We start from the raw sequence: 26659 nt of genomic DNA, 5'->3' as shown, positions 1-26659 counted from the left end.
CGCTGCCCGCCCCCGTTCAGCTGGACGGGGCCTGTGCGTAGTGCCGGTCGAGTATGGCCTGGATCTGCGCCTTGTAGCGCTCACGCGCGACGATCTTGGCCACCTCGCGCACCTGACGGCCGCTGCTGAGCTTCATCTCCTCCGTCGCCCCGCTCCAGACCCCCTGCGGGTGCTGACGATAGACGCTCATCGGCTGGTTCAGGTAGCCGATGGCGCCGAAGCGGTCGAGGTAGAAGGCGAGCCCCATCTCGCTCAGCCGGTGCCGGAACAGCACGTTGGGCAGCGCCTTCATCAGGTCGCTGCGGAACATGCAGCTGGACAGGTTAGCGATGAGGTTCAGGCTCGGATCGGCGAGGAAATCGGCGGCGTCCAGCTTGTTCTTGCGCAGGCGGTCCTGCCGCTCCAGCGTCGAGTGCCGCCACTTGCCGGGCGTCTTCACCTCGATCTTGGAGAACACCATCGAGCAATCGGGATTGGCATCGAGGAACGCCACCTGCTTGGCGATCTTGTCGCGGTCGCTCCAGTAGTCGTCCCCCTCCAGAACGGCGAGATAGGCGCCGCCGGCCGACGCGAAGCCGCGGCGGAAATTGCCGGAGATGCCGCGATTGACGCCGTCGCCGATCGAACGCATCCGCCATTTGTGCTTTTCGCAGTAGTCGCGGACGATGTCAGCGGTGCCGTCGGTCGAACCGTCATCGGCGACCACGATGTCATGATAGAAATCGCCGCGCTGCGCCAGCACGCTCTCCATCGCCTCGGCGATGAAATTCGCCTGATTGTAGCAGACGATCAGGCTGGTCACAGTCGGGCAGACGTTGTAGCGCCGCAGCACGCGAACCATCGGCAGGGAGACGGGCTCGCGGTCGGTGATGCGGCCAAGCCCACCCGCGTTTCGGTCCCGATAGGTCATCAGCACCTCGCCGACATAGACCGGCGGGTAGCGGTGCACGTATTTGAGGATCAGGTCCCAGTCGACCAACCGGCGCAGGCTAATGTCGAAGCCGCCGAGTTCGGTGAAGCAGGTGGCGTGGTGGATGAAGACCCCGAGGTCGATATAATTGCTGCGCCGCAGCTCCTCGAGATCGAAGGGCCGCCCGACGGCGCGCGGCACGCTCTCCTGCAGGAAGCGCGCATAGAAGGTCAGCGTGCCGTCATGCACCACGATGCGGCGGGCGAAGGCATCGAGGAAGCGCGGCGACACCACATTGTCGGAATCGACATAGGCGATCCAGGGATTGCGCGCCGCCAGCAGCCCGGCGTTGCGGGCGGCCGACACGCCGAGATTGCGCGAAAAGCGGATGTAGACGATGCGCCCTTCCGCCAGCTCGGCGGCATAGCGCTCGCGCACGAGGTCCTCGGTGCCATCGGTGGAGCCGTCGTCGACGATGATCAGCTCGAATTTGCGATGCGTCTGGGCGAGGATGGAACGGATCGCGTCGTCGATGATGCCGGCGCGGTTGAAGCTCGCGAGGATGACCGAGAAGGCGACCTCGTCGGCCGCCGTGTCGGTCCACTCCAGCGCCCGGATGGCGCGTCCCTCGTCCCGCCCCCAGCGGGCATAGTGCAGCAGCGGATTGACGCCGGCCTCCGCCACGTCGGGGTGAGCGGAAAGGTAGAACGAGCCGTCGAAGTAGGGCGACGGATGGCGGCCTTCGCGCCAGCCGCTCAGGAGATAGTGTTCAAGAGGACGCGCACGCGATCCCGCGACATCAGGATGTTGCTCCAGATACCAGGCGGTATCGAACAACCCTGTCTGCTCGACGCACTCGACATCATCGCTCTTCGGTCGGCTCATTCGCGCGTCGTACCTTGGCTCACCCCTGTCCGGCAAACCCAAACCTAGCGGAAGCCGCTGAATAGAGCGTCAACGTCGCTCAAAGGCAATACGCGCGGCAAGCGCCAGGAACACCACACCAGTGAAACGCTGGAAGAGGGCAGCAATGCGCCGGCGGCTCCACAACCATCCGCCGATCGTGCCCGCGAAACCACCGACGAGGCCGTTGATCACCGTGCCGCCGATGTTCAGCACCGTGCCCAGCAGCATGAACTGGACGAAGGTGCTGCCGCGCGCCGGATCGACGAATTGTGGCAGGAACGCCAAGACGAAAATCGCGACCTTGGGGTTCAGCAGGCTCACCAGCACCGCTTCGCGCCACGCCCGCGCGGCGGAGCGGAGGGGCTGCGCCGCATCGGGCGCCGGCAGCGTCGCCGAGCCGCGAAACGCCTGGAAGGCGAGGAAGACGAGATAGGCGACGCCCGCCCAGCGTATCACCTCGAAGGCGCCGGGGTGGGTCGCGATGAGCGCCGCCAGCCCGACCGCCGCCGCCAGCGTGTGCAGGAACACGCCCGTCGCGATGCCGAAGCTCGCCGCGATACCGGCCCGAGCGCCCGAGCGCATGCCCTGGCCGAGGCAGAACAGCATGTCGTTGCCCGGCGTGAGATTGAGCGCCAGAGCGGCCGGAGCGAAGACGAGAAGGGTCTCGAAGGGGATGAGCATCGGCGCTCAGAAGGTCTCGGGCTGCGGATCGACGGCGACGATCTCCATCGTGCCGCCGGGAAGGCTCACCTCGTCGCCGGTCCACTTGCCCATGAGGGCGCGCGCCACCGGCGAGACCCAGGCGATGCGCCCCTCCTTCGGGTCTGCCTCGTCCTCCCCGACGATGCGGAAGCGGCGCTGCCGGCCGTTCCCGTCCTCAAGCGTCACCGCCATGCCGAAGGTGACGGCCTCGCCCTCCTGCGGCGGGTCGATCGGCTCGGCATTGGCCCGCCGCGCCGACCAGTAGCGCAGCTCCCGCGAGGCCTGCGCGACGCCGTCGCGGTCTCCCCGCGCGCCGGCGGCGGCGAGCGCCTCGCGCTGGCGCGCGGCCTCGGCTTCGATCAGCGCGAGACCGCGCCGGGTGACGAGATTCCGGTTCGCGCTGACGGGCCGCTCGGGCAGCGTATCGGCGCCGCTGTCTTCCTTCACGAATGCCCGGCTCATCGCGCGACCTGCCTTCCTGCACCGCTTACCGGGCCGGAATGCACCGTGGAACCCTTGAAAGCGGCGAAACTCGTTGACTTTGCGGGCGTTGCGCCTATGGTGCGACGCGTCGTCCGATCATATCCGACCGATGCGCGCCGCGCGACGACGAAGCAGCCATCCCCGGTCACGGCTCGTGGGAATTGGCCAGCGGTGCGTGGCCGTAGAATTGACCCCAGATGCCTTTTAACGAACTGGGCCTGAGCGACAAGGTGCTCTCGGCCGTCGCCGATGCAGGTTACACCGAGCCGACGCCGATCCAGGCGCAGGCGATTCCGCACGTGCTCGCCCGCCGCGATGTACTGGGCCTGGCGCAGACCGGCACCGGCAAGACCGCGGCCTTCACGCTGCCGATGCTCACCTTGCTGGAGCAGGGCCGCGCCAGGGCGCGCATGCCGCGCACGCTGATTCTCGAACCGACGCGCGAACTCGCCGCGCAGGTCGAGGAGAACTTCGTCAAGTACGGTAAGAATCACAAGCTGAACGTCGCCCTGCTGATCGGCGGCGTCTCCTTCGGCGACCAGGACGCCAAGCTGCTGCGCGGCGTCGACGTGCTGATCGCCACGCCGGGCCGCCTGCTCGACCATGTCGAGCGCGGGCGCCTGCTGCTCTCCGGCATCGAGATCCTCGTCATCGACGAGGCCGACCGCATGCTGGACATGGGCTTCATCCCGGACATCGAGCGCATCTGCAAGCTGGTGCCGTTCACCCGGCAGACGCTGTTCTTCTCGGCCACCATGCCGCCGGAAATCCAGCGGCTGGTCTCGCAGTTCCTGTCGAACCCGGTGCAGATCGAGGCCTCGCGCCCCTCCTCCACCGCCTCGACCATCACCCAGCTCCTCGTCGCCTCCGGCAAGGAGGACTACGAGAAGCGCGAGACGCTGCGCACGCTCATCAACGGTTCCGAGAACCTGCAGAACGGCATCATCTTCTGCAACCGCAAGCGCGACGTCGCGGTGGTGCACAAGTCGCTGCAGCGTCACGGCTTCAAGGTGGTGGCCCTGCACGGCGACATGGACCAGCGCTCGCGCATGCAGGCGCTCGACGCCTTCCGCACCGGCGAGGCGAACCTGCTGGTCGCCTCGGACGTCGCCGCGCGCGGCCTCGACATTCCCGCGGTGAGCCACGTCTTCAACTACGACACCCCGCACCACGCGGAGGACTACGTCCACCGCATCGGCCGCACGGGCCGCGCCGGCCGCGCCGGTGTCGCCTACACGATCGTCACCCCCTCCGATTCCAAATCGCTGGCCGCCATCGAGAAGCTGATCGGCCGCGCCATCGACTGGAAGGAAGGCTCCTCGCTCGACACCCTGCCCGCCTCCGAGCCGCGTGCGCGCGGCGGTCGCGACAAGGAGCGGCGCGGGCGCGAGGAACGCGGTGGAACCGAGCGCGGCAGGGAAGAGCGGCGCGGTGCCCGCCCGGCACGTCGCCGCGACGGTGCCGAGAGAGTTGCCGCCGTCGACGAACCCGAGGAAGACCTCGCGGCCGCGCCGGCCGCTGCTCCGTCGGCGAAGCCGGCACGGCGCCGCAAGGACGCCGAGCCCGCTCAGGGTGCCCCCGCGCATCCGCGCGAGCGCAAGGAAAAGGCCCCGCCGGCACCGCCCCGCGCGCCGGTCACGCCCCTCACCCACCGCCGCAGCGAGCGCGCGCCGGTGGACGAGCCGGCGGATACCTCGCACCTGCCGGCCTTCCTGCTGCGCCCGGTGAAGATCAAGGCGGGCTGAGCAGCCCGCCAGCCTCCGGCGCGCCGCGAGCCGGCGCGCCCGTTTGCCAGCCCCGGTAGCCCGGCGACGGCGATACTTCCGCTTCCACCCGAATTCGCGACTGCCAGCCCCCACATTTCCCGGCGTGCCCGTCGCTCCATGGATCGCTCCTCCATGGCAACGGCGAAAATCCGGTCGGATTCAGCGCGGACGCGGGCTCCGGGGGCTCCGGCGCCGCTCCGGCGGCCTTGCCGCGGCAGCCGCGAGCGCGACGCGCAGGGCCCGGCCGGCGAGTTCGGCCGCCGCATCGGCATCGTCGAGCGCCGCCTCGGGCAGCGACCAGAAGCCGAGAGCGACACGCTTGCCGCTTCGCTCATAGGTGAACGCCTCCGCGCCTTCGCCTTCAAGCGTGCGCGCGAGTTCGGCATCGGCTTTCAGATAGATGCGCTCGCCAACGAAGACGCCGAACATGACGCCCTCGGCGTAAAGGCCATACCCGCCAAACATGCGCCGGCAGCGAACCGGGCGGAAGGCGGCGAAGATGTCGGCAATCGCCGCCTCGTCCATCCCCGCGCCCTCCCGCGATCAGGCGCCCGCGCCGACCGTTTCCTGCTGGACCGGGGTGATCGCGACCGATTCGCCGCAGCCGCAGGCCGAGGTCTGGTTCGGGTTGTTGAACACGAACTGGGCAGAGAGCTTGTCGGCCTTGAAGTCCATCTCGGTACCGAGAAGATAGAGGATCGCCTTGGGGTCGATCAGGACTTTCACGCCCTTGTCCTCGATGACCTCGTCGAAGCGGCCCGCCTCCTCGGCGAATTCCATCGTGTATTCCATGCCGGCGCAGCCGCCGTTCTTGACGCCGACCCGCAGCCCCACGAGCGGCTTCTCGGACCGCGCCATCACCGCGCGCACGCGCTCGGCAGCCGCTTCGGTCAGCGTCATTACGGGAGGACGGGAACGCATTTCGGCCATGTCAGCTCTCCTAATCGGCGCCGGTTAAAGGCCGGCGGATCGGTGATCCTAAAATGGGGCAGAGCACCGCCCGACACAAGATCACGCGGCGCGGATCAGCCATCGCGGGAAAGTAGGCAGAAGGCGAAGCGCCGAGCCGGGCCCCGCGCGAGACCCTTCGGCGAAACGATCTCCCGACGCGCTGGCTCAATAATTCGGCCAGAGCCCCGGCGTCGCCAGTTCGACCAGATGGTTGTCCGGGTCGCGAAAATAGAGGCTGGCCCCGCCGCCTTTCCATTCCACGCGGCTTTCGATCGCCACGCCCCGCTTTTCGAGATGGACGGCCCATTTCTCCAGCGAGTCCGCGGGGATCGCCAGCGCGTAGTGCAGCGGGCCATGGCCGTCATGCGGGGGGATGATCCCGTCGGGCATCCGCACCGGCTCCAGCGTGGCGCCGCGCAGGAACAGCAGCAGCACGCTGCCGGATGCGACGCCATAGGCGCAGAAGCGCGCATCGGCGATCATCGGCTTCAGGCCGAGCACGTCCTCATAGAAGGAGCGGGCGCGGCCGAGGTCGTCGACGTAAAGGCCGGTCTCCAGCACGCCGGAGAGGGGCGGTGCACCGATGCCCTCGCTCCCCGCCGCCATGCCCGGCTCACCAGAGGTTCAGCGAGAGACGGGCTTCCTCCGACATCCGGCCCTGATCCCAGGGCGGATCGAAGGTGAGGTTGACGGTGACGCCGGAGACGCCGCCCACGCTCGCCACCGCACCTTCCACCATGCCCGGCAGCTCGGCGGCCGAAGGGCAGTTCGGGGTGGTCAGCGTCATCTCCACGGCGACCTGCCGGTCGTCGGCGATGTCGACCTTGTAGATCAGCCCGAGTTCGTAGATGTCGACCGGGATTTCCGGATCGTAGACGGTCTTGAGCGCCGCGACGATGTCGTCGGTCAGGCGCTCCAGCTCTTCCGCCGGAATCGCGGAATCGATCGCGGGAGCGTTCGGGCCTTCAGAGGTCTGGGTTTCGCTCATGCGAAGAGGTCCTGAGCCTTGATGAGGGCGTCGGCGAGAGCGTCGACTTCCTCATGCGTGTTGTAGAGCGCGAACGACGCCCGGCACGTCGCCGTCACACCATATCGCGCCAGAAGCGGCATCGCGCAATGGGTGCCGGCGCGAACGGCGACGCCGGCACGGTCGATGATGGTCGCGATGTCGTGAGGATGGGCGCCCTTCACGTCGAAGGCGAAGATCGCCCCCTTGCCCGGCGCATCGCCATAGATCTGCACCGAATTGATCTGCGACAGGCGCTGCCGGGCATAGGCGCCGAGCGAAGCCTCGTGCGCGGCGATGCGCTCGCGGCCGAGGCTCTCCATGTAGACGAGCGCCTCGCCGAGGCCGATCGCCTGCACGATGGGCGGCGTGCCGGCCTCGAAGCGGTGCGGCGGCTCGCCATAGGTGACGCCGTCCTCGGTGACGGTGCGGATCATCTCGCCGCCGCCTTCATAGGGCGGCAGCGTCTCCAGCAGGGCGCGCCGGCCATAGAGCACGCCGATGCCGGTCGGCCCGTAGAGCTTGTGGCCGGTGATGCCGTAGAAATCGACGCCGAGATCCTGCACGTCGACCGGCATGTGCACGGCCGCCTGCGCCCCGTCGACCACGACCACCGCGCCGGCCTCATGGGCGAGACGGGCGATCTCCTTCACCGGCGTCACCGTGCCGAGCACGTTGGACATGTGGGTGACGGCGACGATCCTGGTGCGCTCCGTGAGCAGCCCCTTGAAGGCGTCGAGGTCGAACGACCCGTCCTCCGTCACCGGCACCCACTTGATCACCGCGCCCTTGCGCTCGCGCAGATAGTTCCACGGCACGATGTTGGAGTGGTGCTCCATGATGGAGAGCACGATCTCGTCGCCCTCCCGGATCGACTGGCCGAGCGAGGATGCGACGAGATTGATCGCGCCGGTGACCGAGCGGGTGAAGATCACCTCCTCCAGCGTCGGCGCGTTGAGGAAGGCGCGGCAGCGCTCGCGCGCCTGCTCGTAGGCTTCCGTCATCGCGTTGGCGAGGAAGTGCAGGCCGCGATGGACGTTGGAATACTCGTTCTCATAGGCGAACCGCATGCGGTCCAGCACCTGCACCGGCTTCTGTGCCGAGGCGGCATTGTCGAGATAGACCAGCTTCTTGCCGTAGACCTGCTTGGACAGGATGGGGAAATCCTGCCGCACGCGGGCGACGTCGTAGGTGCCGTTGGCAACGGCGGGGTGGATGGTGGTCATGGCTTCACCCGTCACGGACGGCGCTTTCGGTACGCCGTCATGCCCGGGCCCGACCCGGGCATCCACGCCTCACGCGTGGAAGGAAGACGTGGATGGCCGGGCTTGGCCCGGCCATGACGATCCCAACGCGGCCTCGCCGCGCCTTACGCGCGCGCCCTGAGCCAGGCTTCCGCCCGCTCGACCAGCGCCTCGCGCAGCCCCTCGTGCTCGACGGTCTCCACCGCCTCGCCGACGAAAGCCTGCACGAGAAGGCTCTGCGCCTCCTTGAGCGGAATGCCCCGCGCACGCAGGTAGAACAGCAGCTCCTCGTCGATATCGCCGCAGGTGGCGCCGTGGCCGCACTGCACGTCGTCGGCGAAGATCTCCAGCTCCGGCTTGTTGTCCATCTCGGCGTCCTCGCCGAGGACCAGCGCGCGGCTCATCATGCGCCCGTCGGTCTTCTGCGCCGCCTGCCGGACGACGATCTTGCCCTGGAACACGCCGCGCGCGCTGTCGTCGAGCACGGTCTTGAACAGCTCCCGGCTCTCGCAGCCCGGCACCTGATGATCGACGAACAGCGTCGAATCCGCGTGTTGGCGGCCCTTCAGCAGCGAGGCGCCGTTGAAGCCGACCTGGCTGCTTTCACCCGACAGCGTGGCGTAGAGCGAGGTGCGGGCGACGCCGGCACCGAGGCCAAAGGTGAAGGCATGGACCTGCGCCTCACGGCCGACATCGAACAGCAGGGTAGCGAGATGGAAGGCGCTGGCACCGTCCTCCTGCAGCCGCACCACGTCGAGATGCGCCTCGTCGCCGACCACGAACTCGGTCGCGGCATTGGCCTGATAGGCAATGCCCTCCGGCCCTTCGAAGCTCTCCGCATAGGTCAGCTTCGCGCCGGCGCCGACGACGACCAGCGAGCGAGCATAGCTCGCGGCCGGGGCGCTGCCGGCGAAGACGTGGGCCACATGGATCGGCCGCGCGATCTCGACGCCCGGCGCGACGGTAACGACGATGCCGTCCTTCGCCAGCGCGGTGTTGAGCGCCAGCGCGGCGTCGTAGCGGCCCGGCAGGATGCCGCCGAGCCGGCTCAGTACCTCGTTGCCCGCCGCAATGGCGTCGGCAAGCGTGGTGACGGTAAGGCCTTCCTCAAGACCCGCGAGGTCCGACAGCTCCGGCACCACCGCGCCATTGGCGACGACGATGCGGCGGGCCTCGACCTCGCGCAGCAGCCTGGCGCGGGCGTCCGCCTCGGCGACGGCGGCGGTGCCGGCGACCGGGGTCGCCTCGCGCATCAGCGTGCGCAGGTCGGTGTATTTCCATTCCTCGACCCGCCGGTGCGGCAGGCCGTTTTCCTCGAAGCTGCGAGCGGCAGCGCGGCGCAGATCGGCGAGGCGGTCGGTGCCGGCCGGCAGACTGCCGAGTTCGGCGATCAGCGCCTGCTCGGCCGGTGTGCGGATGGGACGTATCTCAGCGTTCATCGCCCCCTCCTCACGCCGCGTCCTGCTGGTACTCGGCATAGCCATTGGCTTCCAGCTCCAGCGCCAGCTCCTTGCCGCCCGAACGGACGATACGGCCCTTGTGCATGACATGCACGAAGTCCGGCACGATGTGGTTCAGCAGGCGCTGGTAGTGGGTGATGACGATCATCGCGCGGTCGGGCGAACGCAGGGCGTTGACGCCTTCCGAGACGATCTTGAGCGCATCGATGTCGAGGCCGGAATCGGTCTCGTCGAGGATGCAGAGCTTGGGCTCCAGAATGGCCATCTGGAGAATTTCGGCGCGCTTCTTCTCGCCGCCGGAGAAGCCGACATTGACGCCGCGCTTCAGCATGTCCTGGCTGATGCCGAGATGGCCGGCCTTGTCCTTCACCAGACGCAGGAAGTCCGGCGTGGAGATCTCCTCCTCACCGCGCTTCTTGCGCTGCGCGTTCAGCGCCGAGCGCAGGAAGGTCATGGTGGCGACGCCGGGCACCTCGACCGGGTACTGGAAGGCGAGGAACACGCCCTTCGCGGCGCGCTCGTCGATCTCCATCTCCAGGAGGTCCTCGCCGTCGAGCGTGACCGAACCGTCGGTGACCTCGTAGTCTTCCTTGCCGGCGAGGATGTAGGAAAGCGTCGACTTGCCGGAGCCGTTCGGCCCCATGATGGCGTGCACCTCGCCGGGGTTCACCTTCAGCGACAGCCCCTTGAGGATCTCCTTGCCGTGTTCACCGTCGATCTTGGCGTGGAGATTGTCGATTTCGAGCATGGCCATTTCATCTGTTCCGTTGTCTTGAACCCGATCCGTGGATGGCCGGATCAAATGCGGCCATGACGAATGCGAGGGTTCTGAAAAATCCGGCGTCATGCCCGGGCCTGCCCCGGGCATCCACGACTTGGAGCGTCAGCCCACCGAGCCTTCCAGGCTCACCGCGATCAGCTTCTGCGCTTCCACCGCGAACTCCATTGGCAGCTGCTGCAGCACGTCTTTGACGAAGCCGTTGACGATCAGCGCCGTCGCCTCCTCGGGATCGAGGCCGCGCTGGCGGCAATAGAAGAGCTGGTCGTCGGAGATCTTCGAGGTCGTCGCCTCGTGCTCGAACTGCGCGGAGGAGTTCTTCGACTCGATATAGGGCACAGTGTGTGCGCCGCACTTATCGCCGATGAGCAGGCTGTCGCAATTGGTGAAGTTGCGCGCGCCGGTCGCCTTGCGGTGGGCCGAGACGAGACCGCGATAGGTGTTGTCGGAGTGACCGGCGGCGATGCCCTTGGAGATGATGCGGCTCGACGTGTTCTTGCCGAGGTGGATCATCTTGGTGCCGCTGTCGACCTGCTGGCGGCCGTTCGAGATGGCGATCGAGTAGAACTCGCCCTGCGAATTGTCACCGCGCAGGATGCAGCTCGGATACTTCCAGGTGATGGCCGAGCCGGTCTCCACCTGCGTCCAGGAAATCTTGGAACGGTCGCCGCGGCAATCGCCGCGCTTGGTGACGAAGTTGAAGATGCCGCCCTTGCCGTCCTTGTCGCCGGGGTACCAGTTCTGCACCGTCGAGTACTTGATCTCGGCATCGGCCAGCGCCACCAGCTCGACCACGGCGGCGTGGAGCTGGTTCTCGTCGCGCATCGGCGCCGTGCAGCCTTCGAGATAGCTCACATAGGCGCCTTCGTCGGCGATGATGAGCGTGCGCTCGAACTGGCCGGTATTGCGCTCGTTGATGCGGAAATAGGTCGACAGCTCCATCGGGCAGCGCACGCCCTTGGGCACGTAGACGAAGGAGCCGTCGGAGAACACCGCCGAGTTCAGCGTGGCGAAGAAGTTGTCGGTGACCGGCACGACCGAGCCGAGATACTTCCTTACCAGCTCAGGATACTCGCGGATCGCCTCGGAGATCGGCATGAAGATCACGCCGGCCTTGGCGAGCTCCTCCTTGAAGGTGGTCGCCACCGAGACGCTGTCGAACACCGCGTCGACCGCCACCTTGGCGCCGCCGCTCTCGATGCCGAGCAGCGCATCGCGCTCGCGCAGCGGAATGCCGAGCTTCTCATAGGTCTCAAGGATCTCCGGGTCGATGTCGTCGATCGACTTCGGCCCTTCCTTCCGCTTCGGCGCGGAATAGTAATAGAGCTCCTGGTAGGCGATCGGCGGATAGCTCACCCGCGCCCAGTCCGGCTCGCGCATGGTCTGCCAGCGACGGAACGCCTCGAGCCGCCACTCCAGCATCCATTCCGGCTCTTCCTTCTTGGCCGAAATGAAGCGGACCGTGTCCTCGCTCAGGCCTTTCGGCGCCTTCTCGGATTCGATCTCGGTGAAGAACCCGTACTTGTACTGATCGACATCGATGGAGCGGACCTGGTCCACTGTCTCCTGTACGGCCGGCATCGTCTCATCTCCTCTCCCACGCGGGGTCAAGGCCCGCGGGTCAGGTCAACATTCACATGCGGACACCGTGCGCCCGATGCTCGCCTGCGTCTTCGTGTGCCGCGCGAGCGCGGCCCTTTCCTCACGCCGCGGCGCGGCGGCGTAAAAGTCCCGGCACCACCCGGCGGAACACGCCGATGGTCCGGTCGACATCCTCTTCCCCGCTCGACCAGCCGAAGGACAGGCGGATCGCCGAACGCGCGATGCGCTCGGGCACGCCCATCGCCTCCAGCACATGCGAGGCGGCAACCTTGCCCGACGAGCAGGCCGCGCCGGCGCTCGCCGCCACACCGGCGAGATCGAGCGCGATGACCACGGTTTCGGCCGGCACGCCCGGGAGCGCGAGGCACGACGTGTTCGGCAGGCGGTCGACATCGCCGACGAGCAGAACGAGCTCGGGAAACTCGCACCTTAGAGCGCTTTCAAGCCGTTCGCGCAAGGCATGGATGCGCATCGCATCCGCTTCCGCACAGGCCGCGGCGCACTCGGCCGCCGCCCCGAAGGCGGCGATGGCGGGCACGTTCTCGCTGCCCGCGCGCCGGCCGCGCTCCTGCCCTCCGCCGGCGAAGACCGGCGCGGGCCGCAGATCGGGATCGGCGGCGATCAGCGCCCCCGCCCCCGGAGCCCCGCCGAGCTTGTGCGCGGACACCGACATGAGGTCGACGCCGACATCGGAGATCGAGACCGGCATGCGCCCGGCGACCTGCACCGCATCGGTATGGACGAGCGCTCCATGGGCATGGGCGCGCCGGGCCACCTCCGCGACCGGCTGAACGACGCCGGTCTCGTTGTTCGCCAGCATCACCGAGACCAGGGCGCGACGCCCCTCGCCCGCATGGCGCTCCAGCGCCGCGTCGAGCGCGTCGAGCAGCACGCGCCCGCGGGCGTCGACCGGCAGCACCTCGACCCGATCGGCGGGAAAGCGGTGGCCGCGCAGCACGGCGGCGTGCTCGACAGCGCTGACGAGAAGCACGTCGAAGGTCAGCGCTTCCTCGCCGCACTGGTAATCCGGGGTAAGCCCCAGCGTGTCGGCCTCGGTTCCGCCGGCGGTGAAGATCACGCCGCGCGGGTCGGCCCCGACCAGAGCCGCCACCCGCCGCCGGGCCGTGTCGATCGTCGAGCGTGTCGCGCGCCCTTCGCCGTGCACGGACGAACCGTTGCCCGTCGCGTCGAGCGCGTCGAGCAGCGCGGCCCGCGCTTCCGGGCGGACCGGCGAGGTCGCGTTATGATCGAGATAGGTGCGTTCGCTCATCTTCCTGCGGCTCGAAATGCCAGATCCGCTCCCTATATAGGAAAGCGTCGCCAAGTCTGCCCGCCTCTTCCGCGAGATGCTTGCAAATTCAAGCGGCCTCCGGCATAGCTTGGCGTCCCGTCTTCTGCGAAGGAGCGCCGGTCGCGCTGGTTGAACGCGACGCGACCGCAACCCAACGTAGAATATTAGAATTATTCTAATAAGTTAGGGCTCCAACCCTATGTCGTCAAGGCGCAGGCGGTAAGGCTGCCACCCCCGGGGACCCACGCCGGACGCAGGTTCAGCGTCCCCTCCTGACGGACTTCGCCTTCCCCCGCCGCATTCAAGGTCACGAACTTCATGCCTGAGGTCATTTTTACCGGTGAGAAGGGGCGGCTGGAAGGCCGCTACCAGCCGGCCAAGACGCGCCACGCGCCCATCGCGATCATCCTGCACCCGCACCCGCAATTCGGCGGCACGATGAACAATCCGGTGGTCTACAACCTCTACTACCAGTTCGTGAACCGGGGCTTCTCGACGCTGCGCTTCAACTTCCGCGGCGTCGGCCGCAGCCAAGGCGCGTTCGACCATGGCCAGGGAGAGCTGGCGGACGCCGCCGCGGCGCTCGACTGGGCGCAGTCGATCAACCCGGACGCGCGCGCCTGCTGGATCGCCGGCTTCTCCTTCGGCGCCTGGATCGGCATGCAGTTGCTGATGCGCCGCCCGGAGGTGGAGGGCTTCATCTCCATCGCCGCCCCGGCGAACCTCTACGACTTCTCCTTCCTCGCGCCCTGCCCGTCCTCCGGCCTGTTCGTGCATGGCGACAAGGACGCGGTCGTGCCCTTCTCGGCCGTCACCGGCCTGGTCGAGAAGCTCAAGACGCAGAAGGGCATCGTGATCGACCAGCAGACCGTGCCGGGCGCCAACCACTTCTTCGACGGCAAGACCGAGGAGCTGATGGAGGTCGTGGGCGCCTATCTCGACAAGCGCCTGCCGGAAACCGCCAAGAAGACCAGCGCGGCGTGAGCCCGGCCTGAGCTTCGCCTCCGGTCCCGACAAACGAAAAAGCCCGGCGCTGCGAACGCCGGGCTTTTTTCTTTGGGGGAGAGAAGACCGCTCAGTTGAGCACGAGCCGCGCCGGCTCGGTGACGGTCACGACATCGCCGCGACGGGCGATCTCGACCGTGCGGGTCACGCCTTCCATGCCGCCGGGCACGGAGAAGCTCACCGCCTGCTCCGGCTGCAAGGTGGCGGCGACACGCACCGGCGCGCCATCGGCGACACTGAGCGTGGCGACGACATGGTAGCCATCGTTCTCGGTCGTGTAGTAGGCGACGCCGTTCACATAACCGAGCTGAATCTTCTGGGCGGTGGCCGGACGCAGGCCGGCCGGCTTGTCGGCCGCACGCACCGGGGCGATGACGGCGACGGCGATGAGACCGCCGGCGACGGCAAGCGGCAGAATATCGCGAATGAGGCTGCGCATCTCGAAGCTCCAAAGTTCTGTCCAGGCGTGTTGATAGGAAGCTGCCTGCCTGGCGAGCCGGACTTCCGGGAGCCCTCAATTTACGCAGAATATTGTGCAGCGCATCATCGCATTTTGCATCGCACTAATGCGTTTCAGGAATACTGCGACATTCAGTACTGATATTCAATTTTTCTGAAAATCAGATTCAACTTCCCTGCGATGCGGCCGCAGGCACGACGATGCCGCCGGTCATCGGCTGCGGCACGCCTGTCGTCGTGGGGAAGCTCAGGGCGAGTCCGCGCATGGAGCGGACCGCCAGAAAGGCGAAAGCCTGCGCCTCCAGCGCATCGCCGGACCAGCCGACCTCCTCCGCCCGCAGGACAGGGATGCCGAGACGCTCGCGCAGGAAGCGCAGCAGCGTCGGGTTGTGCGCCCCGCCGCCGGCCGCGATCAGGGTCACCGGGCGCTTCGGCAGATGCGGAAAAACCGCGCCGACACAGGCCGCCGTCAACGCGGTAAGCGTCGCCGCGCCGTCCTCCGTGCTCATGAGGTCGAGACCGCCATGGAGGGCGACCCATTCACGAAAATCGTTGCGGTCCAGCGACTTCGGCGGCTTGCGCGCGAAGAAGGGATGATCGAGCAACCGGGCGAGCGCGGCTTCATCCACCCGCCCCGCCGCCGCCGCCGCGCCATCGCGGTCGACCGGCACGCCGGTGCGCACCTTCATGAAATCGTCGATCAGCGCATTGGCCGGCCCGGTGTCGCAGGCGACGGGATCGGCATCCGCGTCGATATAGGTGATGTTGGCGACGCCGCCGAGATTGAGCACCAGGAGCGGACCGGGTAGCGCCAGCCCCCGCGCCAGCGCCCGGTGATAGACCGGCACCAGCGGCGCGCCCTGCCCTCCGGCGGCCACGTCCGCCGCGCGCAGGTCGTAGACGAGCGACGGGCCCGCACCGCCCGTCAGAAGCCGCACGGCCCGCGCCAGGGCCGGTCCATCACCGATCTGTACGGTCAGGCGGATTTCCGGGCGGTGCAGCACGGTCTGCCCATGGAAGCCGATGGCGGCCACGTCCCGATGCCCGGGAAACTCGCGGAAGAACGCCGCCAGCGCCTCGGCGTGGCGCTCCGTCAGCCGTCGCTCGGCATCGGCCAGCACGCCGGGGCGGGCATCACGATCCGTCAGCCCGCGAGCCAGTTCCAGCGCCTCGACGAGGAGCACGCGGTCGTCCGACGAATACGCATAGGTCCGGGAAGGGCCGAAAGCGGCGACGCTCTCGCCGTCGGTTTCGATCAAAGCGACGTCCACCCCGTCGAGCGAGGTGCCGCTCATCAGGCCGATCACCTTGAGGGGATGGGGCATCTTCATTCCTCGCATGCGCCGGCTCGGGGTGCTTTCGCCGCGCGAAGCTGATACATGACCCGCCGTTCCTAACATGGCGTTGATGCCCGCAGGCCCGATATGAGCAAGTTCCGATCCGATTTCCTCCGCACGCTGGACGAGCGTGGCTTCATTCATCAGATCTCCGATGAACAGGGCCTCGACGATCTTTTCGCGAAGGAAACCGTCACGGCCTATATCGGCTTCGACCCGACCGCGCCGAGCCTGCATGCCGGCGGCCTGATCCAGATCATGATGCTGCACTGGCTGCAGGCGACCGGCCACCGGCCGGTCTCGCTGATGGGCGGTGGCACCGGCATGGTCGGCGATCCGTCCTTCAAGGACGAGGCGCGCCAGCTCATGACGGTCGACACGATCGAGGCCAACATCGCCTCGATCAAGCGGGTGTTCTCGAACTACCTGAACTATGGCGACGGCAACCACGGCGACAGCCTTCGCGGCGCGATGATGATCAACAACGCCGAATGGCTGCGCGAGCTCAACTACCTCGAGTTCCTGCGCGACGTCGGCCGGCACTTCTCGGTCAACCGCATGCTGTCCTTCGACAGCGTGAAGATGCGGCTCGAGCGCGAGCAGTCGCTGTCCTTCCTCGAGTTCAACTACATGATCCTGCAGGCCTACGACTTCGTGGAGCTGAACAAGCGCTACGGCGTGCGGCTGCAGATGGGCGGCTCCGACCAGTGGGGCAACATCGTCAACGGTATCGATCTCGGCCACCGCATGGGCACCCCGCAGCTCTACGCGCTGACCTCGCCGCTGCTCACCACCGCCTCCGGCGCCAAGATGGGCAAGACGCTGGGCGGTGCCGTATGGCTGAACGCCGACATGCTCGGCCCCTACGAGTTCTGGCAGTACTGGCGCAACACCGAGGACGCGGACGTGCCGCGCTTCCTCAAGCTCTACACTACGTTGCCGATGGCGGAGATCGCCCGGCTCTCGTCGCTTGGCGGGGCGGAGCTCAACGAGGTGAAGAAGATCCTCGCCACCGAAGTCACCGCCATGCTGCACGGCCGCGCGGCGGCGGAAGCCGCGGCGGAGACCGCCCGCAAGACCTTCGAGGAAGGCAGCGTCAGCGCCGACCTGCCGACCGTCGAGGTTCCGGCGGCCGAACTCGATGCCGGCATCGGCGTGCTCGTCGCCTTCGCCGAGAAGACCGGGCTCGTCGCCTCGAACGGCGAGGCGCGCCGGCAGATCAAGGGCGGCGGGCTGAAGGTGAACGACACCACCGTCACCGACGAGAAGGCCGTGCTGACTTCGCGCGACCTCACCCCCGAGGGCGTGGTCAAGCTGTCGCTCGGCAAGAAGAAGCACGTCCTGCTGCGGCCGGTGTGAGGCATTCGCGGTCGACCTCCTGGGCAACCGTCATTGCATTCACAACGTCATGGCCGGGCTTGGCCCGGCCATCCACGTCTTTCCGCAGGCCCCCGGTTCCACGTCGTGGATGCCCGGGCCAAGCCCGGGCATGACGGTGTTCTGGCTGGGATGCCGGATTAACCGGGATTGACGACTTAGGAACGGATTTGGCCTACCGCGTCGGGACCACGGCCGGCGGCGTCGGATCCGGCGCCTGGCGGAACTCGAAAATCTTGCGCAGGAAGCCCGGCGCCACGGCGGAAATGGGATTGACCCGTAGCGTCGGCCCCGCCAGCGGCCCGACGATCTCGTAGGTCACGCCGACGAGCCCTTCGTTCGGCCCGCCGCCGAGGAAGAATCCGAGCACCGGCAGCCGGCTGAACAGGTTGTTCAGCCCGTAAGCGGGCACATAGGTGCCGCGCACCGCGATGCGGTCGGAGGCGAAATCGAGCGTGCCGTCGAAGGTCGATCCGATGGTCGGCCCCCAGATCGCTCCCTCGCGAATGTTGAGCTGCTCGGCGGAGCGCTGGAAATCGACCTGCAGCTTGCGGAACGCGATGGCCGAGCCGGGCTGAGGACGGCCGTTGCGCGCGGTGGCCGGCGCGGCCGCGATGAGACGGTCGAGACCGGGTTCGCCACGGATCACGAAGTCGCGCATGTTGACCACGCCGACCTGCGGCTTGCCGTCGCCGCTGGGGGCGTCGATATCGACCCACAGATCGCCGCCATAGATGCGGGCGTAGAGATTGACGAAGCGCAGCAGCGCACCGGCATCGCTCGTCGCCACCTGCAGGCGCGGCCGCCCGTTGGCCTGCGCCGCCAGATTGCCGGCGACGCCGCCGTCGCGGCCGACGCGGGCGGCAAGCGAGAAGGCCCGCAGGTCGCCATTGCGGCGCGACAGGTTCAGTGAGACCTGGCGCATGGTCTCGCCATTGTTGCCCACCACCACCTCGAGCTTGACGTCGAGATCGAGGTCGGCCGGCTTCTCGTTCTCGCGACCGGCAATGGGCGCTTCCATCAGGCTCTTCAGGAAGGCGCGCGCCTCGATCACGTCGCCGCGCACGGTGATCTTCATCGCGTTGTCGACGTTCTCGACCTTCACATTGGCCTTGTCGCCGTCGGAAAGCTGGAAGGTCGGCAGGTTGGCGCTGACGAGGCTGGCATCGGCGTCCAGCTCGACGGATCCGCGAATATTGACCCCCTGGCCGGTGACGACGAGATCGTCGAGCCGGGTGCCGGACGCGGTGAGCGTCGCCTTCGCGGTGAGGCGAGCGGGCCGGCCGGCCGGCTTCGACCAGCCTGGCACGAGCTCGGCAAGGCGAGCACCGGTGAGGTCGACATCGACATCCGCCGTCTTGGTCTTGGTGCCGATGATGCCGGAAAGCTTGACGCCGACCGAACCGGATATGCCGGCGAGATCGAGGCCGAGCTTGTCGCGGGCAGCGTCATTGAGCGTCGCCGCCAGCACGAAGGTGGTGTCGCCCGAGGCAGGACGGCTGTACTCGAAGCTCGCGGGCGCCCCGCCGAACTTGCCCTCCCCGCGCAGCACGGTGGCGGCCGGGGTGACGAAGGCCCGCACCTTCGCATCGTCGAGATTCTGGCCGAACGCCACCTTAGCGGCATCGAAATCGGTCAGGTCGGCATCGAAGGCATAGTCGACATCCGACGGGGCGATGTCGTCGGAAAGCTTGACGCTGATCTGGGCCGTGCCCGCGATGGTGCCGTTCACCGTCGACGGATCGATGGGCACCATGCCGGGACCGCGCAGCGGCGGCATGTTGGACAGCTCGATGGCGGCGGCAGCCGCGCCATTGACCACGACCTTCACCTTGGCTTCCGGCTTCTCGGGCGCGGTGTCGGAAATATCGAAGACGCCTTCCGTCACGCTCAGCCGCCGCTTGCCGGGCGTCTCCATGTCGCCCTTGCTCACCTGGACATGGACGGTGCGGCCGGTGACGCGCACGCTCACATCCGCGCCGCCGACCGGCGGCAGGCCCGGCACCGGATGGAAGCGGCCATTGACGCCGGTGATGTTGATGCTCAGCGCATCCTCGGCCAGCGGCTTGTCCTTCTTGCCGATCGAGTCGAGCGGCGCGTTGAAGACGATCTGGGCCGCGGTCACGTCACCGGAGATGAGGTTGTCGTAGACCCATTTGCGCGGCGCCGGCGCGGCGACCACCGGCCAGAGCCGCTTCAGCGCGGTTGCCGTCATCGGCGAGGTGGAGACCGTCATGGCGAGGGACGGCGCGGCGGCGCCGAGGTCGAGTGCGCCACTCAGCGTCACGTCTCCCTGCGGGCCCTTGAGCACGCCCTGATCGATGGAAATGCGCTGCGCGGAAGGATCGAAGGAAAGACCGAGGTCGACGTTGTCGAGGATGAGGGGCGGTTCCTTCTTGGCGAAGGTACCGCCGCCGCCGAACACCGCCTTGGCGGAGGAGCTGTGCAGCGTCCACTTGCCGGCCGTATCCGCCGGCATCTGCACCACCCCGGCCAGATCCAGACTGAACGGCCCGGCCTGCACATCCACCGAGGTAAGGTCCACCACGCGCCGATTGGGATCGACGGAGAAGGCGATGGCCACCTCGTCGATCAGCATGCGGCCGGCATCGTCCGAGCCGAGCTGGAGTTCGCCGGCCCCAACCGCCAGACGCCCCTGCGTCGAGACCAGCAGGCCGGCCCGGTCGATGACCGCTTCGAGGTCGACCGAGAGCGGCGAGGTCGCCAGTATGTCGCCGCTCGCCTTGCCGGCGGCGATCATCAGGTCGCGCGGGGCGAGGTCACGAATCTCCAGCGCGAGATGGCGCTGCTTGTCGACGAGAGCGCCGATGGTCGCCCGCGCCGACCAGGGCCCGTCCGTGCCGCCGGCCCGCATGTCGAAGGCCACCCCGCCCTCGGCGGGACGCGACAGCGACAGGTCGATATTGTCGAAGGTCCATTGGCGGCTGCTCGCCTCCTTGCGGATGACGAGCACGCCGTCCTTGAGCCCGACCTCGCTCAGCTTGCCGCCGTCGAGGCCGCCCTTGTCGATCTGCTCCGCCAGCGCCGCGAGGCCCGCGAGGCGCAGCGGCCCGAACGGCGTCGGCTGTGCGGCATCGGAAGAGGCGACCGCGGGAGGCTCGGCAGGAGGCGCGGAAGCCGAGGTCGCCACCGGCGCGGAAGCGACAGGGGGAATCTGCACCGCCGGGCCCTTCACCGGATGGCCGTCGGGCGTGGTGCGCAGCGTTGCGCCGCCTTCGGTCGAGACGGCGAGCTGCCCCTGCGAGTCGATGAATATGTTCAGCCGGACGCCGACCAGATCGATGCGCTTGGGCTGCATGAGCCAGGGCAGCCAGCTGTCCTGCAGGGCCACCTCGGCCTGCGGCGCCGTGGCGATGACATCGCCGTCGACGTCGCGCACGGTGATGTCGTTGGCGTGCAGCAGGATGCCGCCGCCGGGCGCCCGGTCGCCGACGATGGCGCCGATCTGCACCGTGCGCCCCTCACCGATCCGCGCTTCCAGCGCCCGCTCGACATAGGGGCGGGCCATGTCGACGGTGATCATGCCGGTGGAAAAGAGAAGGTAGCCGGTCGCCACGAGGGCCGCGAGGAGAATGAAGACCGAACCGCCCGACCAATAGCAGACCCGCAGCCAGCGCGGACGCCCACTGGGGACGGCGCACCGCACGGCAGCCGCCTTCGCGGCGCGGCGCATGCGCAGCTTCCCGGTGCGGCGTTTCCCGCCGGACTCCGGCCCGTGCGTCGTCGGCTCTTTCATTTACGGCTCGAATCCCCGCAAGCTTCGCCATAATGCCCGCGCGGCGGACGAGCGGCGACATCTTTCCACACGCTGGCTGACGCCTTGCTTTCACTCCCCGTGAACAGCAAGGCCCTCAGCCGATCACCTCCAATCACGCCGAAAGGAAGGCAAATGGCCAAGATCGCCATCGGAGAACCGGCACCCGACTTCACCCTGACGACCGATACCGGCGAGAGCGTGACGCTCGCGTCCTGCCGGGGACGCAAGCTGGTACTTTACTTCTATCCGAAGGCCGGCACCCAGGGCTGCACGATCGAAGCTCACGACTTCAACCGCCTGAAAGCTGAGTTTGACGCGGCAGACACGCGTGTCGTCGGCATTTCCCCGGACCCCGACAAGGCACTCGCGAAGTTCCGCACCAAGGAGGGGCTGACCTTCGCGCTTGCCGGCGACGAGGAGCACCGGACGCTGGAGGATTACGGCGTCTGGGTCGAGAAGAGCATGTACGGGCGCAAATATATGGGCGTCGAGCGTACGACCGTGCTGGTCGACCGCGAGGGCCGAATCGCCCGCCTGTGGCCGAAGGTGAAGGTCGCCGGCCACGCCGAGGAAGTGCTCGCGGCCGCCAAGGCGCTCTGAAACCCGCCTGCCGGAGCGGAGGGGGTGTCAGTCGACGTCCTCGACGCTCGCCGGGCCGCCGCCATAGGCGCGCTGGGCCAGCGCGGCTTCCATGAACGGGTCGAGGTCGCCATCCAGCACCTCCTGCGGCGTGCCGGAGGTCACGCCGGTGCGCAGGTCCTTCACCAGCTGGTAGGGCTGGAGGACATAGGAGCGGATCTGGTGGCCCCAGCCGATGTCGGTCTTGGCGGCCTGATCGGCGGCAGCCTGCGCCTCGCGCTTCTTCAGCTCCATCTCGTAGAGCTTGGCGCGCAGCATGTCCCAGGCGGTGGCGCGGTTCTTGTGCTGCGAGCGGTCGCCCTGGCTGACCACGGCGATGCCGGTGGGGATATGGGTGAGGCGCACCGCCGATTCGGTCTTATTCACGTGCTGGCCGCCGGCGCCGCCCGAACGCATCGTGTCGACGCGCACGTCCGCTTCCTTGATGTCGACGACGATGCGGTCGTCGATCACCGGATAGACGTCGATCGAGGCGAAGGAAGTCTGGCGCCGCGCATTCGAATCGAAGGGCGAGATGCGCACGAGGCGATGCACGCCGCCCTCGGTCTTCAGCCAGCCATAGGCGTTGTGCCCCTTCACCAGGATGGTGGCGGACTTCAGCCCGGCGGTTTCACCCGCCTGCTCTTCGATCAGCTCGACCTTGAAGCCGCGCCGCTCGGCCCAGCGCGTGTACATGCGCAGCAGCATCAGCGCCCAGTCCTGGCTGTCGGTGCCGCCGGCACCGGCATGGACTTCGAGATAGCTGTCGTTGGCGTCGGCCTCGCCCGAAAGCAGCGCCTCGAGCTGGCGGCGGGCGACCTCGGCCTTGAGGCGGTCGAGCGCAGCGGCCGCCTCGTCGACGATGCCCTCGTCACCTTCCGCCTCGCCAAGCTCGATCAGTTCGACATTGTCGGCCAGCTCGCGATTGATGCGCTCGATGGCGCCGAGTCCATCCTCCAGCGTGCCGCGCTCCTGCATGAGCTTCTGCGCGCGCTCGGGGTCGTTCCACAGGTTCGGGTCCTCGGCGAGCGCGTTCAGCTCGGCGAGGCGGGCCTTGGAACGGTCGAAATCGATGTGCTGCCGCAGCAGGGTGGCGGCTTCGCGGATTTCGTCGACGCTCGCGGCGAGCTCGGCGCGCATGATGGTTACTCTCGAAAGGACGCGGAAGGCGGCGGAAAATAGAGGCCTTGGCGAGGGCTGTAAACGCCCCTGCCCGCGATGCGACGCTCATGCCCTGCCGCGCGCCGCCATCATGAGCGCACGCCCTACGGGCTTGGGCTCCTCGCTGCGCAACACCACCGATGTGGTGACCGCCCCGAACCGGCCGATCGCATCGACGATCGTCGCCAGATATTCGGGCGCCGGCACGATCGCCTTGAGAATGAAGCAGTCGTCCCCGGTCACCCGGTGCACCTCGACGATGTGCGGCAGTTCCTCGAACTGCCGCAGACACGCGCGGATATGCTCGTGCGCGGTTTTCAGGCGGATGATGGCGGTCATGTCGAGTCCAAGCGCCGGAAGACTGATCCGCGCGCCATAGCCGGTGATGACGCCGCGCTCCTCCAGCCGCTTTACCCGCTCGGACGTGGCGGGCTGCGACAGGCCGATGCGCCGCCCGAGCTCCGACATCGGCATGCGCCCGTCGAGCTGAAGCGCTTCCACGATCTCGACATCCTTGTCGTCGAGGCCGGCATCGCGCAGATGGCGCGGCAGAGGGGCAAACGACCTTGAATCCATCGGAGAATTCCTCATTCGGCCGATGAGTTAGCATGTGCCGCCGCGCGCGTCGCTGCCATGCTCGGTACCGCGTCTGCAATGGAGACCGAGATGCGCCTTATCGGCATGCTGGATTCGCCCTATGTCCGCCGCGTGGCGATATCCCTGAACTTTCTGGGCCTGCGCTATGCGCACGAGCCCGTGTCGGTGTTCCGCCACTACGACCACTTCGCCACCATCAACCCGGTGGTGAAGGCACCGAGCCTCGTCACCGACACGGGCATCGTGCTGATGGATTCGACCCTGATCCTCGATCACGTCGAGCGTCTCGCCGATCCCAAACGCTCGCTTGTGCCACCGGACATCGCGACGCATGCGCGCCACCAGCGTCTCGTCGGGCTCGCGCTCGCCGCCTGCGAGAAGACGGTGCAGATCGTCTACGAACACCAGCTGCGTCCGGAGGAGAAGCGCCACCAGCCATGGCTCGACCGGGTGCGCGCCCAGCTTCTCGCCGCCTATGGCGAGATCGAGCAGGAGATCGGCCCCGGCGACGGCTGGCTGATCGGGGAGCGGCCGATGCAGGCCGACATCACGACGGCGGTGGCGTGGACCTTCACCCGCAACCTCGTGCCGGAGATCGTGCCGGCCGACGCCTTCCCGACGGTGGCGCGCTACGCTGCCCGCGCCGAGGCGCTGCCGGAGTTCCGCGCCTCGCCTTTCGACGGCTGAAGCCGGAGCGACGCCGGCACCGGCTCAGTAAAGGCCGCCGGTGCCGCTGGCGCCGACCGCCCGGTCGGCTTCAGGATTGATCTGGGTCGGCTGGCCGGAAGAATCGGTCGCGCCGATGATCGAATAATTGTCCGGCGGCGCCGTGCCCGGCTTGAAGGCTTCGAGGATCGAGCCCTCACCCGCCCCGGCGCGCAAGCCGGATTTCGGGTTGATGCGGATGAGCTTGATTCCCGGCGGCACGCGGAAGGGCACCGCCGGCCGATCCGCCAGCGCGACTTTCATGAAGTCACGCACCACGGGGGCGGCGATAAGACCGCCGGTCGAGCCCTTGCCCATGGGCTTGGGCGAATCGAAGCCGAGATAGACGGCGACCACCATGTCCGGGGTGTAGCCGACGAACCAGGCGTCCTTCTCGTCGTTGGTCGTCCCCGTCTTGCCGGCGATCGGCTTGCCGAGCTCCTTCAGCGCCGTGCCAGTGCCGCGCTGCACCACGCCTTCCAGCATCGAGGTGATCTGGTAGGCGGTCATCGGGTCGAGCACCTGCTCGCGACGGTCGATCAGCACCGGCTCGTTCTGGCCGGTCCAGGAGACCGCGTCGCAGCCGCGGCATTCGCGCTCGTCGTGCTTGTAGATGGTCTTGCCGTAACGGTCCTGGATACGGTCGATCAAGGTCGGCTTGATGCGCTTGCCGCCATTGGCGAACATCGAGTAGCCGCCCGCCATGCGCAGTACGGTGGTCTCGCCCGCGCCGAGCGACATCGACAACACCGGCAGCAGGTTGTCGGATACGCCGAAGCGCTTGGCGTATTCGGCGATCATCGGCATGCCGAGATCATTGGCGAGGCGAACCGTCATCACGTTGCGCGACTGCTGGATGCCGAAGCGCAGGGTCTGCGGACCGTAGAACTTGCCGGAGTAGTTCTCCGGCCGCCACGTCGCCTGCCCCTGCTGGGCGAGCTCGAACGGCGCGTCCATGATCACGCTGGAAGGCGTGTAGCCATTGTCCAGCGCGGCGGCGTAGACGAACGGCTTGAAGGACGAGCCGGGCTGGCGCTGCGCCTGGGTGGCGCGGTTGAACTGGCTCTCGTCGAAGGAGAAGCCGCCCGCCATGGCGAGCACGCGCCCGGTGGACGGGTCCATCGCGACGAGCGCGCCCTCGATGTTGGGCTGCTGGCGCAGGCGCCACTGGTCGGGCTTGCCGTCGACGGGCTCGACATACACCACGTCGCCGGGCTTCAGCACGCCGGCCACGCCGTTCTTGCTGCCGCGCAGCGCCCATTTCACGCCATCCGGCGTGACGACGCCGACGTCGCGCTGGTTGCTGAGCACGCCGGAGCGATCCCGCTGCGGCTGCAGCCCGATGCGCGCGCCCTTGGCGTCCGATTCGAGCACCACGGCGAGGCGCCAGGGAATGTCGGTGAAGGTGCGCACATCCGCGAGCCGCGCGCCCCAGTCGCCGGAGGTCTCGATGCGGGTGACCGGACCGCGCCAGCCGCGCTGCTCGTCATAGCGCGTCAGCCCGTCGAGCAGCGCCTTCTTGGCGATCTGCTGGAGCTTCGGGTTGAGCGAGGTACGGACCGACAGGCCGCCGCCATAGAGCTTGTCCTCGCCATAGCGCTCGAAAATCTCGCGGCGCACTTCCTCGGCGAAGTACTCGGCCGAGAAGATCTGCGCGCCGGTGGGGCGGACGGTCACGGCGAGGTCGGTCGCCTTGGCCTCGTCGGCCTCCTTCTGCGTGATCACGCCGTTCTCGGCCATGCGGTCGATCACCCAGTTGCGGCGGTCGACGGCCGCCTCGTGGCGGCGGAAGGGGTGGTAGTTGTTCGGACCCTTCGGCAGGGCGGCGAGATAGGCTGCCTCGGCGACGGTCAGTTCGCCGACCGACTTGTCGAAATACAGCAGCGAAGCCGCCGCGACGCCGTAGGCGCCGATGCCGAGATAGATCTCGTTGAGATAGAGCTCGAGGATCTTCTCCTTCGAGTAGGCGCGCTCCATGCGCAGCGCCAGCAGGGCTTCCTTGATCTTGCGATCGATCGAGACCTCGTTGGTCAGAAGGAAGTTCTTCGCCACCTGCTGGGTGATGGTCGAGGCGCCCTGCGGGCGGCGGCCCGAGCCGTAATTCTGCAGGAAGGCATAGCCCGCACGGCCGATGCCGGACAGGTCGATGCCGCCATGCGAATAGAAGTTCTTGTCCTCGGCGGAGAGGAAGGCGTCGATCACCCGCTTGGGAATGTTCTGGATCGGCAGGTAGAGCCGGCGCTCCTTGGCGTACTCGGCCAGCAGCGAGCCATCCGTCGCGTGGATGCGCGTCATCACCGGCGGCTCGTAGTTCTGCAGCTGCGAGTAGTCCGGCAGATCCTGCGAGAACTTCCACACGAAATAGCCGGCGACGGCTCCGCCCACCACGAAGACGATCGTGCCGAGGGCGAACATGAACCCCAAAAACCGCAGAAGCAGCCGCATGCGGCCTAGACCCCGTAGCTGAAGACGCCGCCGCGCGCACGCCGCGTGTCGTTATCCTGTCGTCGCCCTGAACGGCAC

General features: G+C 67.7%; 23 protein-coding genes. 5 read left to right on the top strand and 18 right to left on the bottom strand.

The annotated features are described in order from the left end of the window. Nucleotides 1-16 precede the first annotated feature (16 nt). The 3 genes from STARVERO_RS04485 to greA form a co-directional block, all read right to left on the bottom strand. Nucleotides 17-1795 carry a glycosyltransferase family 2 protein gene (locus STARVERO_RS04485; protein WP_159598044.1) on the bottom strand — a complete coding sequence of 593 codons (1779 nt, stop codon included), beginning with the start codon at nucleotides 1793-1795 and terminating at the stop codon, nucleotides 17-19. Between the two features lie 69 nt (nucleotides 1796-1864). After that, nucleotides 1865-2497 (bottom strand): LysE family translocator, encoded by a 633-nt coding sequence (locus STARVERO_RS04480; protein WP_159598043.1) that lies wholly within the window; start codon nucleotides 2495-2497, stop codon nucleotides 1865-1867. A 6-nt stretch (nucleotides 2498-2503) separates the two neighbouring features. Next, the gene (greA, locus tag STARVERO_RS04475) at nucleotides 2504-2980 is read right to left on the bottom strand and encodes a transcription elongation factor GreA (protein ID WP_159598042.1); all 477 of its coding nucleotides are present in this window, start codon (nucleotides 2978-2980) and stop codon (nucleotides 2504-2506) included. Nucleotides 2981-3198: 218 nt separating this feature from the next. Here greA and STARVERO_RS04470 point away from each other — a divergent pair, with 218 nt between their 5' ends. Next, complete coding sequence (locus STARVERO_RS04470) at nucleotides 3199-4746, top strand: DEAD/DEAH box helicase (protein WP_159598041.1); 1548 nt, start codon at nucleotides 3199-3201, stop codon at nucleotides 4744-4746. A gap of 180 nt (nucleotides 4747-4926) precedes the next feature. On the opposite strand, the gene STARVERO_RS04465 is transcribed toward STARVERO_RS04470, so the two are convergent. From STARVERO_RS04465 to STARVERO_RS04425, 9 genes are all read right to left on the bottom strand, one after another. Further along, nucleotides 4927-5292, bottom strand: coding sequence for a TfoX/Sxy family protein (locus tag STARVERO_RS04465; RefSeq protein ID WP_159598040.1), 366 nt, complete (start codon nucleotides 5290-5292; stop codon nucleotides 4927-4929). Nucleotides 5293-5310: 18 nt separating this feature from the next. Then, nucleotides 5311-5697, bottom strand: a complete 387-nt coding sequence (gene sufA / locus STARVERO_RS04460; protein ID WP_200837662.1) for a Fe-S cluster assembly scaffold SufA — start codon at nucleotides 5695-5697, stop codon at nucleotides 5311-5313. A 186-nt stretch (nucleotides 5698-5883) separates the two neighbouring features. After that, nucleotides 5884-6324 (bottom strand): VOC family protein, encoded by a 441-nt coding sequence (locus STARVERO_RS04455; RefSeq protein ID WP_159598039.1) that lies wholly within the window; start codon nucleotides 6322-6324, stop codon nucleotides 5884-5886. A 7-nt stretch (nucleotides 6325-6331) separates the two neighbouring features. Further along, complete coding sequence (locus tag STARVERO_RS04450) at nucleotides 6332-6706, bottom strand: SUF system Fe-S cluster assembly protein (protein ID WP_159598038.1); 375 nt, start codon at nucleotides 6704-6706, stop codon at nucleotides 6332-6334. Next, nucleotides 6703-7950, bottom strand: coding sequence for a cysteine desulfurase (locus tag STARVERO_RS04445; protein ID WP_159598037.1), 1248 nt, complete (start codon nucleotides 7948-7950; stop codon nucleotides 6703-6705). The genes STARVERO_RS04450 and STARVERO_RS04445 overlap by 4 nt, the downstream gene beginning before the upstream one ends. Nucleotides 7951-8093: 143 nt before the next feature. Then, a complete protein-coding gene (sufD, locus tag STARVERO_RS04440; RefSeq protein ID WP_159598036.1) occupies nucleotides 8094-9407 on the bottom strand; it encodes a Fe-S cluster assembly protein SufD in 1314 nt (437 codons plus the stop codon). A 10-nt stretch (nucleotides 9408-9417) separates the two neighbouring features. Further along, entirely contained in the window at nucleotides 9418-10176 is a 759-nt protein-coding gene (gene sufC / locus STARVERO_RS04435; protein ID WP_186291939.1) for a Fe-S cluster assembly ATPase SufC, read from the bottom strand. A gap of 135 nt (nucleotides 10177-10311) precedes the next feature. Beyond that, on the bottom strand, nucleotides 10312-11787 hold the full coding sequence (gene sufB, locus STARVERO_RS04430) for a Fe-S cluster assembly protein SufB (protein WP_159598035.1): 1476 nt from the start codon (nucleotides 11785-11787) through the stop codon (nucleotides 10312-10314). A 121-nt stretch (nucleotides 11788-11908) separates the two neighbouring features. Then, nucleotides 11909-13078: a cysteine desulfurase family protein gene (locus tag STARVERO_RS04425; protein WP_159598034.1), complete on the bottom strand. Its 1170-nt coding sequence runs from the start codon at nucleotides 13076-13078 to the stop codon at nucleotides 11909-11911. A 339-nt stretch (nucleotides 13079-13417) separates the two neighbouring features. Here STARVERO_RS04425 and STARVERO_RS04420 point away from each other — a divergent pair, with 339 nt between their 5' ends. Then, nucleotides 13418-14083, top strand: coding sequence for an alpha/beta hydrolase (locus STARVERO_RS04420; protein WP_144342930.1), 666 nt, complete (start codon nucleotides 13418-13420; stop codon nucleotides 14081-14083). Nucleotides 14084-14174: 91 nt separating this feature from the next. Here STARVERO_RS04420 and STARVERO_RS04415 read toward each other — a convergent pair whose 3' ends face one another. Both STARVERO_RS04415 and STARVERO_RS04410 read right to left on the bottom strand, forming a co-directional pair. Next, complete coding sequence (locus STARVERO_RS04415) at nucleotides 14175-14543, bottom strand: hypothetical protein (RefSeq protein WP_144342931.1); 369 nt, start codon at nucleotides 14541-14543, stop codon at nucleotides 14175-14177. A gap of 187 nt (nucleotides 14544-14730) precedes the next feature. Then, nucleotides 14731-15888 (bottom strand): anhydro-N-acetylmuramic acid kinase, encoded by a 1158-nt coding sequence (locus STARVERO_RS04410; protein WP_159598033.1) that lies wholly within the window; start codon nucleotides 15886-15888, stop codon nucleotides 14731-14733. A gap of 99 nt (nucleotides 15889-15987) precedes the next feature. Here STARVERO_RS04410 and tyrS point away from each other — a divergent pair, with 99 nt between their 5' ends. Then, nucleotides 15988-17259 carry a tyrosine--tRNA ligase gene (gene tyrS, locus STARVERO_RS04405; RefSeq protein WP_159598032.1) on the top strand — a complete coding sequence of 424 codons (1272 nt, stop codon included), beginning with the start codon at nucleotides 15988-15990 and terminating at the stop codon, nucleotides 17257-17259. Between the two features lie 193 nt (nucleotides 17260-17452). Here tyrS and STARVERO_RS04400 read toward each other — a convergent pair whose 3' ends face one another. Beyond that, nucleotides 17453-20971: a DUF3971 domain-containing protein gene (locus STARVERO_RS04400; protein WP_244616571.1), complete on the bottom strand. Its 3519-nt coding sequence runs from the start codon at nucleotides 20969-20971 to the stop codon at nucleotides 17453-17455. A gap of 216 nt (nucleotides 20972-21187) precedes the next feature. Between STARVERO_RS04400 and bcp the strand changes: the two genes are divergently transcribed. Then, the gene (gene bcp / locus STARVERO_RS04395) at nucleotides 21188-21655 is read left to right on the top strand and encodes a thioredoxin-dependent thiol peroxidase (protein WP_144342935.1); all 468 of its coding nucleotides are present in this window, start codon (nucleotides 21188-21190) and stop codon (nucleotides 21653-21655) included. A 27-nt stretch (nucleotides 21656-21682) separates the two neighbouring features. Here the strand turns inward: bcp and prfB are convergent, their stop codons facing one another. Further along, nucleotides 21683-22813 carry a peptide chain release factor 2 gene (gene prfB / locus STARVERO_RS04390; RefSeq protein WP_144342936.1) on the bottom strand — a complete coding sequence of 377 codons (1131 nt, stop codon included), beginning with the start codon at nucleotides 22811-22813 and terminating at the stop codon, nucleotides 21683-21685. An 87-nt stretch (nucleotides 22814-22900) separates the two neighbouring features. Then, on the bottom strand, nucleotides 22901-23410 hold the full coding sequence (locus STARVERO_RS04385) for an Lrp/AsnC family transcriptional regulator (protein WP_159598030.1): 510 nt from the start codon (nucleotides 23408-23410) through the stop codon (nucleotides 22901-22903). A gap of 90 nt (nucleotides 23411-23500) precedes the next feature. Between STARVERO_RS04385 and STARVERO_RS04380 the strand changes: the two genes are divergently transcribed. Next, nucleotides 23501-24118, top strand: a complete 618-nt coding sequence (locus STARVERO_RS04380) for a glutathione S-transferase (protein WP_159598029.1) — start codon at nucleotides 23501-23503, stop codon at nucleotides 24116-24118. A gap of 24 nt (nucleotides 24119-24142) precedes the next feature. Here STARVERO_RS04380 and STARVERO_RS04375 read toward each other — a convergent pair whose 3' ends face one another. Further along, nucleotides 24143-26581, bottom strand: a complete 2439-nt coding sequence (locus STARVERO_RS04375) for a penicillin-binding protein 1A (RefSeq protein ID WP_159598028.1) — start codon at nucleotides 26579-26581, stop codon at nucleotides 24143-24145. Between the last annotated feature and the right edge of the window lie 78 nt (nucleotides 26582-26659).

Origin of the sequence: Starkeya nomas (assembly GCF_902703545.1) — a bacterium.
Lineage (GTDB): Bacteria > Pseudomonadota > Alphaproteobacteria > Rhizobiales > Xanthobacteraceae > Ancylobacter > Ancylobacter moscoviensis.
Note: the sequence above shows the minus strand (reverse complement) of the source record. Positions and strands in the feature narration are given on the sequence as shown.